We start from the raw sequence: 13,348 nt of genomic DNA on the forward strand, positions 1-13,348 counted from the left end.
CGACGATGAGCGATCTAAAAAATGAACGTCTGATACCTGATAGGGCAACAGGTCAGACGATCTGCAAGGTTGCACAGGGGCAGGCAGGTGCGATCCTGGAGTGTGTTTTCAGGCCAATGCGGATTGCCCGGGTCACGGCCGGCGGGGATGCGGGGAAGAACGCTATCCCCGGCCGAATGCTATAGCGGACTGTTCTCTAATGCTTGGTTGTGCGCCGCTTTTCTCATAAGGTCGCTGAGCTTCTCGGCGAGCGGCGTAAGTGGCAAGCCCTGCCTCGTGACCATGCAGATCGGGTCAGAACACAGTGGCGGAATATTTTCCAGCGGCGCGCAAAAGCGCGCCACCGGCATCAGCCGGAACATCTGATCCGGCAATACGGTCAGCAGATCGGTGTTCGAAACAGTGGTCAGCGTAATGAGCATCGAAGATGACTCCACCGTCACCTTGGGCGCGGGCAGGCCAAGGTGATCGAACGTGGCCTCAAGATCGCTCTCTACATATCGGTCGCCGAGTGGGGGGCGCACCCAACATGCTTCGGCCAGATCCTCCAGGCTCTTGGCAGCCAGCAACGGATGATTCTGCCTCGCGGCGATCCTGCGATCGTTGCGCATGAGCTGTTCGACGGTAAAGCGTTGCGAAATATTTTTCTTGAATAAAGGACCGACCCAAAAATCGAGCAGACCTTCAGCCAGCTTGTGTTCGATCGGTTGGAAAAGCGATTGGGTAACTTTGGTCACGACCTGCGGATAGCGCTTGTTGAAGGTCGAGATTGCCGATGGGAGCAGGGTCATGACACAGGCGGGCGACAGGCCGACTGCCACTTCGCCGGTGAAGTTGCCGCTCCATTGCGCCACCTCTTCCTTGGCGCGCTGGACCTCCGCCTGGATGCCTTGAATCCGGCGAACAAAGCGCTCTCCGACCGGCGTAAGCGATACGCCTTTGGAATGACGCTCAAGCAGCGGCTGACCCAATTCGCTTTCCAGTTCGCGAATGCTGCGGGTAATGACGGGCTGCGCGATACCCAGATGTCGGCTGGCGGATCGAAGGCTGCCCGTCTTGACGACCGCAAGGAGATCTCGAAAATGGGTGAGCTTCATGGCCTATTCCTATCTCCTTTATCGATACCAATTGCGCGTTACCACAATCAAATCAGAATATCAGTTCCGCTGTTTTGGGTATCGTCGATATAGTCTTGTCATCTGGTGGTCACCCCAGTTGCCATCTAGCCATTTCAGATAGAAAGTTGATGAAGCGAGGGGATTTATGATGGAAGCTGCCGGCGCCGAAAAATATCAGGTCTTGGTGGCAGGCGCCGGACCCGTCGGCATGTGTACGGCGATCGATCTGGCGCTCCGGGGCGTCAGCGTCTTCATTTGCGAACCCCGTGCCCCTGACCAATATGGTGTTGGCAAGGTGAATCTCACCAATGCCCGGTCGATGGAGCATTTTCGCCGTTGGGGAATTGCGGATCGCCTGCGGGCGAACGACCCCATTCCGTCCACTGTCATCCGCGATCTGACGATGTCGACGCGTGCCAATGGTTTCATCATCTTCAACGCCGTGGGCGGCAACGAATGGCGCGAGCCTATGCCGATCGCTTCGGAAAAGCCGGAGTGGGCGCCCTTTCAGGCAATCGAAAAGACGCTGCGCGAGCGCGTTCTCGAGCTTCCGAACATTACCTTCTCCTCCTTTTCGTCAGCGGTCGATTTCGTTCAGGACGAGAAGGGTGTTGAACTCACCTACGAAAAGGATGGGCAAACAAAAACGGTCTCGGGCCAATATCTTGTCGTTGCCGACGGCCCCTATTCCTCCTTGCGCCGGAAGATAAATCTGCGGCTGGAGGGCGAGACGATTTTCCGGAACTTCTCCTGGTATTTCCGGGCTCCGGAGTTGTCGAAGCTGTTCGAAAAGACCCAGCTTTCCTCCCATACATTCTTTTTGAACGACGATGCCTATGGCGACCTGCTCGCGCCCCAGAGCGAGAACGACCATTGGGTCTACATGGTCTCTCCCACGCCGGAAGGGGTCGATCCCAAGGACTGGGATACTGTCAAGAAAATGCTGTTCCGTAGCGTCGGGCAAGAGTTCGAAACTTCCGAGGAGCAAGGGTGGGAATGGGGTAGCCATGCCAGGATGACGCGTACGTTCAATTTCGGGCGGGCTTTTCTGGCGGGCGATGCGGCGCACCTGACCCCCCCGTTCGGCGGGTTCGGCATGAACATGGGCGTGGGCGATGCCGCAGATCTCGGATGGAAGATTTCAGCGATGCTTGATGGCTGGGGCGGGCCGCAGTTGCTGGAGAGCTACACGCTGGAACGTCGCGAGGTTTGCAAGTTCATCATTGAAGGATCGGTGCACAACAACAGATTGTGGGGGAAGGCGCTCGTCAAAGAATATATGGAAGAGGACTCCGAGCGCGGCGAGCAGGTTCGAGCTGAAGTTCGCGACGTCATCATCAAGGAAAAGACGCAGCAGTTCAAAAGCCTGGGTGCGCAGTTCGGCTATCGTTATACGGGATCGCCGATCATTGTCGGGGACGGTTCGGAACTGCCGCCGCTGCATTATGGCGATTATATTCCCACTTCCATTCCCGGTTATCGCGCACCGCATGTCTGGCTTCAAAAGGAAGACTCGCTTTACGATCATTTCGGCACCGGCTTCTGCCTGCTGGTCTTGTGCGCGGAGGTCGACACGGCGCCGCTGGAGGCTGCAGCTGATGACGCGGGATTGCCGCTCAAGGTTTGGCGTTTGGACAATGCGGATGTCCGCGCGCAATATGATCGCAAGCTTACGCTGATCCGTCCCGACCAGCATGTCGCATGGCGCGGCGATGCGCTGCCCGATGACTGCCGACATCTCGTCGACGTCGTGCGCGGAGCCGCGCAATATCGGTGACGCAGCCCACGATGCCGCCTTCGAGGAGCATAGACATTGGCGGACCAGCCTGACGACATGGTAGATAAGGTCTTCGTCGTCACCGGCGGCGGCGGCGACATAGGGTCGGCCACGGTCCGTCTGTTGCTGGACCGCGGTGCACGCGTTGCCGCCTTCGACAGATCGATCGATGCTTTGACGAACCTTGGGGATGTCCCGACGGACCAGGTCTTCGCAAGAACCTGCGATGTGACATCCGAAGACGATGTCGTCGCCGCCCTGGCGGACGTGCGCAGTTCACTGGGCCCGATAGGGGGAATTGTGAATGGCGCCGGGATAGAAGGCCGGCGCGCTCCGATCGATCAAGTTTCGGCGGATATGTTTGCAGCCGTGATGGCCGTGAACGTCACCGGCGTATTCCTGTGCATGAAACATGTCATCCCTTTGCTCCGCGAAAATGGCGGGGGGACGATCGTCAACATATGCAGCACCGCGGGCTTCAAGGGCGTGGAAGGCATGTCGCCTTATGTCGCCAGCAAGCATGCGGTACTGGGCTTGACCCGGAGCGGCGCCCTGGAGTGGGGCCGTCATAACATTCGCGTCAATTGCGTTGCGCCGGGTCCGGTCGAGGGGCGCATGCTTTCTTCCATCTTTGCCGAGAAGGCCCAAGACCCTAATTGGCCCAGCCTGGAGAGCCGCAGAGCGCTCAACCCTTCCGGTCGTTTTGCCGATCCGGGCGAGATTGCCGCCGTTATCGCCTTCCTGCTTTCCGGCGCCGCCCCGTTCGTGAACGGCGCGATGTTTTCCGTGGATGGAGGGGTTTCGGCACTTTAGCAAGAAGGCGCATCGACAGGTAGCCGTGTCGGCAGCATCGCGGTCGCTGCTGCAGGCATCATTCAGGTATCACGGGACACCAATTCTTATCTGCCGAAGATGGGAGACAGTGCCTAGGCCGCTGTTGGAGACCAGAAGGCGAGGTGTGCATCCTTGGCTCCGATCTGGTTGAAAATAATGCTCTTAAGACGCTGGAGGCGGGCGAAAACAGATGTCAAAGGTCTACAAGGATGCAGCCTCGGCATTGGCCGATCTGCTGAAGGACGGCATGACGATCATATGCGGCGGGTTCGGCATTTGCGGAATCCCCGACACGCTGCTCCGGGCGGTCGAGGCGTCCGGCGTCAAAGACCTGACGATCGTGGGGAATAATCCGGGCCTGGATGGTCTGGGCGTCGGAAGGCTGGTGAATTCGGGCCAGATCAGGAAGCTGGTCGCTTCCTATGCCGGCGAGAATGCGACCTTCGCCAAAATGTATATCGCCGGCGAGATAGAGCTCGAATATTGCCCGCAGGGCACGCTGGTGGAGCGCATGCGCGCCGGAGGCTCCGGCATTCCCGCCTTCTATACTCCGACCGGCGTCGGCACTCAGATCGCCGATGGGAAGGAAATACGCGTGTTCGAAGGGCGCGAATATGTGCTGGAGCGCGGGATCGTGGGTGACATCGCGCTTGTTCATGCGTGGAAGGCCGACACCGAGGGCAATCTGGTCTATCGCAAGACCGCGCGGAACTTCAATCCGATCGTGGCGACGGCGTCGAAGATGACCATCGCCGAGGTGGAACATCTTGTCGAGCCCGGCGAGATCGATCCGGACCACATCATCACTCCAGGCATATTCATCAAGCGCATCGTGCCGCTTGCGCATGTCGAAAAGCACATCGAAAAGCTGACCGTGCGCGAGCGGGGTTGAGAGGATCTTTCTATGCCATGGACTCGCGAACAAATTGCCGCCCGCGCCGCTCAGGAGCTTCAGGACGGTTTCTACGTCAATCTGGGGATCGGCATTCCGACGCTGGTGGCCAACTTCATTCCGGAGGGAATGTCGATTCAGCTTCATTCCGAAAACGGTATGCTGGGCATGGGACCCTTTCCTTTCCGGGGGGAGGAGGATCCCGACCTGATCAATGCCGGTAAGGAGACGGTGACGCAGATCCCGACTTCCTCCTTTTTCGACAGCGCATTGAGCTTTGGCATGATGCGCGGCGGGCACATCGACATCACGATTCTCGGGGGGCTTCAGGTTTCCCCTGGAGGCGACCTCGCCAACTGGACCATTCCCGGGAAAATGGTGAAGGGAATGGGCGGCGCCATGGATCTCGTGGCCGGCGTTCCCCGGGTCGTCGTGGTGATGGAACATACTGCGAAGGGCGATCCCCGGATCGTGCCGCGATGCACCCTGCCGCTGACCGGCAAGGAAGTGGTGGACCTGATCATAACGGATCTGGCGGTATTCGAAGTAAGCAAGGGCACGTCCAATCCCCTGAAGTTGATCGAGAAGGCGCCCGGCGTTTCCCTTGAGGAAATCCGCGAGAAAACCGCCGCGGAATTCGTTGAATAGAATGCAAAACGTCTCGCCCGTGTCGAGATAGAGATAGAAGGAACAACAAGGTGGAACCTGTCATCGTTGGCTGGGGGCACACCCCCTTTGGTCGTTTCGATGCGCTCGATCTGGAAGCGCTGATCCACGGCGCTGTGAAGGAGGCGCTGTCTTCAGCGGGCATAGAGGGGAAAGACGTCGATGCCGTCTGGTTGGGTCATTTCAATTCGGGGCTGATCCGCGACAGCTTTTGTTCGTCCATGGCTCTGGGTGCGGATCCCGGGCTGCGCTACAAGCCGGCGGTTCGTTGCGAAAATGCGTGCGCGACCGGTTCGGCGGCGATTTACGGGGCCATCGACGCGATCAACAGCGGCCGGATAAAGGTCGCGCTGGTCGTCGGCGCGGAGAAGATGACGAGCCTGGATACCGCCGGGGTCTCTTTTGCGCTGGGGTCCGCGGGTTATATGAAGGAAGAGGCGGATTTCACCTTTCCGCAGATCTTTGCCCGCTACGCGCATGCTTATGCGGAGCATTACGGGGATCCCACGGAAGCGATGGCGCACATCGCCGTCAAGAACCACAAAAACGCGCTCCGTAATCCGCTCGCGCAGATGAAGCGAGAGCTGGATCTCGACTATTGCCTCGCGCCCTCGGAAAAGAACCCGGTGATCGCGCCGCCGCTGAAGGTAACGGATTGCTCGCTCATTTCGGACGGCGCCGCGGCGTTGGTCATCGTGTCGGATGAAATGCTGTCGGATTTCCCGAAGGCGGTGGGCTTCCGCGCCTATCAGCATGTGAATGACTATCTGCCGATGTCGGCGAAAAATCCGATCGCGTTCGAAGGGCCGCGCCGCGCCATTGCGCAAGCATATGGTCAGGCCGGAATAACCGTCGACGATCTCAGCCTGGCTGAGGTGCATGATTGTTTCACGATCGCGGAACTGATGATGGTCGAGGCGCTCGGCGTTGCTCCGGCAGGCAAGGGCCGGGAGGCCGTGATCGAAGGCGCGACATCGCGCGAAGGCAGATTGCCGATGAACCTGTCCGGGGGCCTGAAGGCGAAGGGGCACGCGATCGGCGCGACCGGCGTCTCGATGCATGTGATGGGTGCCCGGCAGGTGCTCGGGCTGGCCGGCGACATGCAGCTTCCCGGCGCATCGCTTGCGATGACGGTCAACATGGGCGGTGATGCGGTAGCCACCTACGCCTCGATCCTCGAGCCGGTCAAAGGCTGAGTAATAGCGGTCGTTGAAAGCGCGAAATGCGCTGGTCGGATGAAAGGATGTCCATGCGCTCTTTGATGGTTTCTCCGCCCTGGGGTCTTGACAACATCGATCTCGTCGAGGCTCCCACGCCGGAACCCGGCCCCGGTGAGGTCCGCGTGCGGATGAAGGCCGTATCGCTTAATTTCCGCGACCTGTTGATTGCAAACGGACGTCATGTCCGTGGGGCGCTCTCCGTGCAGCCGATCATTCCTTTCGGGGACGGTTGCGGGATTGTCGATGCGGTGGGGGACGATGTTACGCGCGTAGCTCTCGGCGATCGGGTGATCCCCACGATCATTCCGCGCTGGCTGGCGGGACCGGCGACGCCGGAGAGGATCGGGGCGGCAGTCGGCATGAACCTGCCTGGCCTTGGCCGGGAATATGCGGTGATCAGCCAGGAGGCTCTCGTCAAGGCTCCTGAATTTCTTACCGATGCGGAGGCCGCCTGTCTGGCCTGTGCCGGGCTGACCGCCTGGAATGCGCTTTTCGACGGACCCAATTTGTTGCCGGGCGATGTCGCCCTTTTGCAGGGCACCGGCGGTGTTTCGATGTTCGCGCTGCAATTTGCCAAGGCGGCGGGCTTCGAAACGATCGTTACATCATCGTCGGATGAGAAACTGGAGCGCGCGCGCGCATATGGGGCCGACCACCTCATCAACTACCGGAACGATGCGAACTGGTCGGCTGCGGCGCGCAGCCTGACGGGGGGGCGCGGGCCTGATTTCATTCTGGACATGGGTGCGCCGGGCACTTTCGAGGAAAGCCTTCGCGCGGTCCGCATGAACGGTTTCATCTCGGTTGTCGGGATGCTCGGCGCGGGTTCGGAGTTGAACCCGGCGACGTTGCTCGCGAGTGCTGCCCGGGTGAAAGCCGTCGCGGTGGGATCTCGTGAAACGTTCGAAGCGATGTGCCGTGCAATCTCCTATCACCGAATCCGGCCTGTCATCAGCGAAGTCCTGCCCTGGACCGAGGCGCGCCGCGCGCTGGAATCGCTCGAATCCCGATTATATTTCGGCAAGATCGTGCTCGAATTTTGACACCGATCCTGCCTTCGATGCCTGACTTCGGGACGAGGAGATGCAATCGCCCATGACCCAAATATCCAGCGATCTCTCTATATCATCGGCGGATGGATCCGGCGCAAATGCGGCTCATGGGCCGTTTGCGAAGGAGGAGTGGCGGCATTCCTGGGCCATCGTCGCGGTCGCCATACTCGGTTGCGCGACTTCGTCGTCCGGTTTTCTATCCCTGGCTACTTTGCTGCCGCCGATTCTGGCCGAGACGGGGTGGACGCGCGTACAGGCGATGAGCGCCGCCCTGATATACAGTTCCTCCGCGCTGCTGCTTGCTCCCTCGCTCGGCCGCCTCGTCGATCGTTACGGGGTAAGGCGCGTGGCGCTTCCCGGCGTATTCGTGTTCGCTCTGGGTCAGGTTGCGGTTGGACTGTCGGGAAAGACGATTGGTTCCTGGTGGTTCACCTGGACGCTCGCCTCGGTGGGAATTCAGTTTATCGGCCCCGCGGTCTGGGCTGCCGCCATTGCGCTGCGTTTCGTCGCCAATAGGGGCCTGGCCTTGGGTATGACCATGGCGGGCGCCGGCCTGGCGCCGCTGATCGTGCCCATAGTCTCGACGATGATCAGCGAGGCTTTTCACTGGCGATATTTCTATTTCTTGCTTGCCGCCTTCAGCGTGTTGGCCCTTTTGCCGGCTCTCTATCTAGCGTTGCCGAAGCAGGAGCAGGTAGAGAAGCAGCAGGCTGCTGCGCCGTCGTCCGCCGCCACGGGCGTGACGTTGCGCCAGGCGCTTGCGAGCCGCTTATATTGGCGCCTGCTGTTGGCCATCGGCGTCGTTTCGGGCGCCATCGCTTTCCTGCTGCTGACCATGCCCGATATTCTGAAGGATGAGGGATATGATGCTTTTGCGGCGGCGACGATAGCGACCATGTACGGTCCGGCACAAATTATCGGTCGTGTTGGCGGGGGTTTGTTGCTCGATCGCATTCGCGGCAATCTATTGGGAGCGATAATCTTTTTCCTGCCGGCGCTGGCCTGTTTCATGCTCCTGCAGGATGATGTCGGATCTTTCATCTTTCTGGTGCCTGCGCTGGTCGGCTTGGCTGCGGGCGTTGAGATCGACGTGATGGCCTATTTGGTCAGCCGATATTTCGGGCTTCGGCATTACGGCGCGATCTATGGCGTGTTGTACGGAACGTTCAGCGTTTCGCTCGGGGTTGCGCCGATGGCGGGGGCAATGTTGCGCCAGGCTTACGGCAGTTACGACATGGCTCTCGGGATCGCCATGGGCGCGCTGCTCGTGAGTTCGGCGATCATGTGCAGCCTGGGCCGCTATCGGTATTGATCGTCTTATGGATCGGAAGATGTTTCGCGGCGATCGCTCACACTTGGAGATCTTTGGCTAAATCGTGCATCGGAGGATGATTATATGGTAAGAGAAGTGGTCGAATTTCGCGTCAAGGAAGGCATGGCGGAAAACTTCATTGCGGGTACTGCGGCTTCCAAGTCCATCTTCGAACAGGCGCCCGGGTTCATCGCCCTGGAATTGCATCATGAGGTTGAGGATCCGTTGAACGTCATGATCATCGTGACGTGGAAATCCGTTCAGCATCATCTGGATATGCAGAAAACGCCCTTATATCCGCAGGTGCGCGAAAAGGTCGTCGAATTTCTGGAGGAAAAGCCGAAAGTCCGGCACACGGAAATAAAGGTGAACTATTGAACTTGATAGGTCAGTGTTTTGCACTCAAAAACGGGCAGGGTGAACTGATCACTCCGCCCGTCTGTTTATATCGTATCGCTTGCGCGTCCGCGAGGTTTCCCTTTTTTAGGCGACCACAAAAACTTAGAGCGCGCGAACCGCGTCCGATTTAACGCAGCGCGCTCTAGAATTTGGCTCCGAGCGTCAGCGTATATTCCCGTGGCGGCCTGCCATATGAAACCATCCGCCCGAAAGCCACGGTTACATCTCGCGAATAAATGACCTTGTCGAAGGCGTTGGTGACGCCGAAGCGAAGACTGTATTTATCGGATGCATCCGACAGTTTCACACCGCCATTCAGCATTGTGTAGGCGGGCTGCCGCACGATATTGTCCGGCTCGAAATAATAGTCGCCGCTGCGTGTCACAGTAGCATTGAACTCCAGATTTCCACCGAAGGCCGGGGTCACATAGTCCAGGGCGCCGTTCAGCACATAGGTTCGCGCAAAGGGAATGCGCTGCCCTTTCGCATCAAACCCGCCCGGAACGATCAGGACTCCTCCGCCTGAGAGATCGACGCCGCGCGGCGCGTTCAGATATTTGGTGAAATAGGGATGCAGCAATTCCAGCCCGCCCGACAGAGTAAGCCCGTCTACAAGCTTTGCCGTCAAGTCGACATCGACGCCATAAATCTTCGCTCCCGCACCGTTGGTTACGTTCTGGGAAGGAGGGTTTCCGATCGATTGCGATACCTGAACATTTTTGTATTTATAGTAGAAGCCGGTGGCGTTGAACGTAATCCGGCGATTCCAGAACTGGCTTTTCAGGCCGATTTCCCAATCGTCGAGTTGCTCGGGCAAATAGCGCGGTGCCGCAGGCGTAGCGATATTGAAGCCGCCGCTCTTGAAACCGCGGCTATAGGATGCGAAGATCATGGCGTCGGTGGAAAGCTTCCGGTTTACCGCCAGGCGCCAGGTTGCCTTTTTCGCGGTGAGCGGCGCCGGAGTATAATGGGTCGGCGCCGCAACGACGCCCATACTGTCCGTCAGCTGCCGGTAGCCGTCTAGCCTGCGCTTTTCATAGGTATAGCGCAGGCCTCCGGTTATTGTCGTTCCCGGCAGGACTTCCAGGTCCGCCTGAGCAAAGGGCGCAAAGGATTCCGCTTTCTCGAATGTCGCCAGCGTGGCGTTGCGGTTAAATGGTGAGAAGCGATAGGGCGCTCCACCGGGCGCGACGCCGGTGGCGAAGTCGCGATTGAAGAAATCATAGCCCTGACGATAATTGAAATAATAGGCACCCGCGACCCATTTTAGCGGGCCGCCGGCGTTGGAAATCAGTTGCAGCTCCTGCGAATACATTCGGCCTTGGCCGGAGGAGTTCGTGTCTATGATCGTCGCGGCAACGGCGTCCAGATCGTATCGGGCATCGAAATCGGACTCACGATATGCGCTGATCGAAATCAGGTCTGCGAAGCCGAGATCGCTCTTGAACGTGGCGGACACGCCGCCGCCCTTGAACAGAGCTCGGCCGGCAAGGCCGCTGTAGCTGTCATACAGATTGCTCGCCGGTCCAAAGCCTTGATAGGCGAGGGTGGTGCCGGGATAGGCCCGGAAATTGGCACTGGCATCCAGCCGATTGAGATAGTCGCCCTGGATCAGCAATGACGTGGCGTCGCCTATCTGGAACAGAAGCTTTCCGCGAAGAGAATAGGAGTGATAAAGCTTGCTCTCTTCCTTGCCTGTCGTCAGGCTCTTGCCCCAGCCCTTGCCTTGCGTCTGATAGGCCGCCGATAGGCTCACGGCGAACCGGTCGGAAAGGCCGGTCGTTATATAGGCATTGCTGTGCACGGTCTGATAGCTGCCGTAGCTCAGGTTGAATTGGCCGCTCGTATCGAAATCCGGGCCCAGCGTCTTGATTTGAAGCACCCCGGCCGTGGCGTTCCGCCCGAACAGCGTGCCCTGCGGTCCTTTGAGAACCGTGATCTGTTCCACGTCCGCAAGGTCGCGCAGGCCTTCCTGCTGCTGCGGCAAGTAGACGCCATCGATGTACAGCGCGACGGGATTCTCAACGATGTTGCTGGATGTCGCGACGCCCCGGATAGAGGGGAGGAAGGAGCCGCTTGAAACGGCGACATTAAGGCCGGGAATGATCGCTTGTAGCTGCGGAAGTTCCTTGACCCCGGAATTTTCGAGTTGTTCGCTGGAGGCGACGTTGACGGCGATGGGAACGTCCTGCAGGCGCTCGGTCCGTTTCTGGGCGGTGACGACGATGTCGGGGGAGACTTCCGTGTCGGCTGCGTCAGGCCGCGATTGCGCCTGCGCCATGGGTATCGCCAATGCGGTAAGCGAAATTCCCATCAAATATATGCTTCCCTTCATTTTTATTCCCCTTTTGTCTATTGAAACGACGCCATTTTCTCCTTCTGCTTTTTCTTTTTTTAGGCCCACGTCCGGCGTCGCTCGAACTCCGGTTCGGCCGCTCTCCCTTCAGTTTTCGAAATTTCTTATGGTATGTGCACGCAGCATCGCTGTCCGCCGCGAGGGCGACTGGCGCTCTTCAAACGTTGGAAGGATGACGCTCCGTCGCCCCATCCGCTTCTGCGGCACGCGATGCAGAGGCGGGGAAAAACTGATTGTCCGGCGTCGGCAGTCCCATGCGCTCGCGCAAGGTTTTGCCGGTATATGCCTTGCGGAATATCCCCATGCGCTGAAGCTCCGGGACGACCAGATCAACGAATCTTTCCATGCCGATCGGCTGGACGGCGCTGTCGACCAGAAAGCCATCGCAGGCGCCGGAAGTATACCAATCCGCCATTTCTTCGGCGACCTGGGTCGGCGTGCCTTTGAAAATGGGATGGTTGTGCGACAAAATCAGGTGCTGGTAAGCCTGCCGGATCGTCATATTGTTCTTTTTGATGTGATTGGCCACGGCCCGGCTGATGCTCGTGGCACCCGAAGCATCGCTCGTGTCTATTTCCGGCACGGGTCCGTCGATATCGCAACCGGCTAAATCAAGCGACAGCGTCGAGGCGAGATAGTTGAAGCCGACCTGCTCCGTAATCATGGCGCCGGCCTGCTCATAATATTCGTCCGCTTCTGCGGCGGTTCTGCCCACGAAAGCGCCCATGCCCGGAATGACCTTGAGCGTCTCGGGCCTGCGGCCATATTTGGCCAAGCGGTTCTTCATGTCCTGGCGGAGCGCGACGCCCTCTTCCTTGGACGGGCAGATCGCGAACAGGCAATCGGCGTGCTTGGCGGCCAGCTCGCGTCCGCGTTCCGATTGACCGGCAGAAAACAGGATCGGATATCCCTGCGGCAGCCGCGAAACATTCAACGGCCCCTTCACCTTGAGATATCGGCCTTCGTGATTCAGCGTGCGGACGCGTGTACGGTTCAGATATTGACCGGTCTCGCGATTTTGCACGAACGCATCGTCGGCCCAGCTGTCCCACAATCCCTTGATGACGTCGAGAAATTCGTCCGCGCGCGGATAGCGTTCCTCGCGCGGCATATGTTCGTCACGGCCGAAATTCTTCGAATCTCCCGGACGGGCGGTGGTAACGATATTCCAGCCGGCGCGGCCGGCGCTCAAATGGTCCAGAGATCCGAATTTGCGGGCCACCGTATAGGGTTCTTCATAAGTGGTGGTCACGGTAGCCACAAGGCCGATATTCGTGGTGTGTTGCGACAGTGCCGAAAGCAGCGTCACCGGCTCAAAACTGGCCGCCCGGTCCCTTAAGGCTTCGAAAAGTATCGGGTTGCTGATGTCGCGCACGCCGTTGCCGTCGGCAAAGAATATGCAGTCGAACTTGCCCTTTTCCGCGGTCTGGGCGCATGAGATCATCTGATCGAGATTCATCACCGTGTTGTCCCAGGCTTCGGGATGCCGCCACCCGCCGATCGCGCCGCCGGTTGAAGTCGGAACCGCAATCAAATTCATCATGTCATGAGCCTCGATCATTTGGATTAATGCAGAAAGCGACATCCCGATGCATTGCGCCATCCGATGCCTGTGCGCGGGAGCCGCGGAAGTTCCGGATATATGTCTGACGCTTTGGGCAAGGGCCGGGAAGGCGTGAAAAGCCTATAGCCGTTATATCGAGAAACTATAAGCTGAAGCGT

The 13,348-nt window shown here is 58.9% G+C and carries 11 protein-coding genes; 8 read left to right on the top strand and 3 right to left on the bottom strand.

Annotated elements, in window-relative coordinates; genetic code table 11:
• Positions 1-179: 179 nt before the first annotated feature.
• The gene (locus VVT58_RS01460; protein ID WP_327751874.1) at positions 180-1,097 is read right to left on the bottom strand and encodes a LysR substrate-binding domain-containing protein; all 918 of its coding nucleotides are present in this window, start codon (positions 1,095-1,097) and stop codon (positions 180-182) included.
• Between the two features lie 166 nt (positions 1,098-1,263).
• Here VVT58_RS01460 and VVT58_RS01465 point away from each other — a divergent pair, with 166 nt between their 5' ends.
• The 8 genes from VVT58_RS01465 (at position 1,264) to VVT58_RS01500 (ending at position 9,249) form a co-directional block, all read left to right on the top strand.
• Positions 1,264-2,895, top strand: coding sequence for an FAD-dependent monooxygenase (locus tag VVT58_RS01465; RefSeq protein WP_327751873.1), 1,632 nt, complete (start codon positions 1,264-1,266; stop codon positions 2,893-2,895).
• Between the two features lie 57 nt (positions 2,896-2,952).
• Positions 2,953-3,708, top strand: coding sequence for an SDR family oxidoreductase (locus VVT58_RS01470; protein ID WP_327752054.1), 756 nt, complete (start codon positions 2,953-2,955; stop codon positions 3,706-3,708).
• 211 nt (positions 3,709-3,919) lie between these two features.
• Positions 3,920-4,621: a CoA transferase subunit A gene (locus tag VVT58_RS01475; RefSeq protein ID WP_327751872.1), complete on the top strand. Its 702-nt coding sequence runs from the start codon at positions 3,920-3,922 to the stop codon at positions 4,619-4,621.
• Between the two features lie 12 nt (positions 4,622-4,633).
• A complete protein-coding gene (locus VVT58_RS01480) occupies positions 4,634-5,269 on the top strand; it encodes a 3-oxoacid CoA-transferase subunit B (RefSeq protein WP_327751871.1) in 636 nt (211 codons plus the stop codon).
• Between the two features lie 50 nt (positions 5,270-5,319).
• A complete protein-coding gene (locus VVT58_RS01485; RefSeq protein ID WP_327751870.1) occupies positions 5,320-6,483 on the top strand; it encodes a thiolase domain-containing protein in 1,164 nt (387 codons plus the stop codon).
• Between the two features lie 53 nt (positions 6,484-6,536).
• On the top strand, positions 6,537-7,550 hold the full coding sequence (locus VVT58_RS01490) for an NAD(P)-dependent alcohol dehydrogenase (RefSeq protein WP_352000010.1): 1,014 nt from the start codon (positions 6,537-6,539) through the stop codon (positions 7,548-7,550).
• A 52-nt stretch (positions 7,551-7,602) separates the two neighbouring features.
• Positions 7,603-8,871 (top strand): MFS transporter, encoded by a 1,269-nt coding sequence (locus VVT58_RS01495; protein ID WP_327751868.1) that lies wholly within the window; start codon positions 7,603-7,605, stop codon positions 8,869-8,871.
• An 84-nt stretch (positions 8,872-8,955) separates the two neighbouring features.
• Positions 8,956-9,249: an antibiotic biosynthesis monooxygenase family protein gene (locus VVT58_RS01500; protein WP_327751867.1), complete on the top strand. Its 294-nt coding sequence runs from the start codon at positions 8,956-8,958 to the stop codon at positions 9,247-9,249.
• A 163-nt stretch (positions 9,250-9,412) separates the two neighbouring features.
• Here the strand turns inward: VVT58_RS01500 and VVT58_RS01505 are convergent, their stop codons facing one another.
• The gene (locus tag VVT58_RS01505) at positions 9,413-11,605 is read right to left on the bottom strand and encodes a TonB-dependent receptor (RefSeq protein ID WP_327751866.1); all 2,193 of its coding nucleotides are present in this window, start codon (positions 11,603-11,605) and stop codon (positions 9,413-9,415) included.
• A 178-nt stretch (positions 11,606-11,783) separates the two neighbouring features.
• A complete protein-coding gene (locus VVT58_RS01510; protein WP_327751865.1) occupies positions 11,784-13,229 on the bottom strand; it encodes an LLM class flavin-dependent oxidoreductase in 1,446 nt (481 codons plus the stop codon).
• Between the last annotated feature and the right edge of the window lie 119 nt (positions 13,230-13,348).

Source organism: Sphingobium sp. SJ10-10, assembly GCF_036038995.2.
GTDB lineage: Bacteria > Pseudomonadota > Alphaproteobacteria > Sphingomonadales > Sphingomonadaceae > Sphingobium.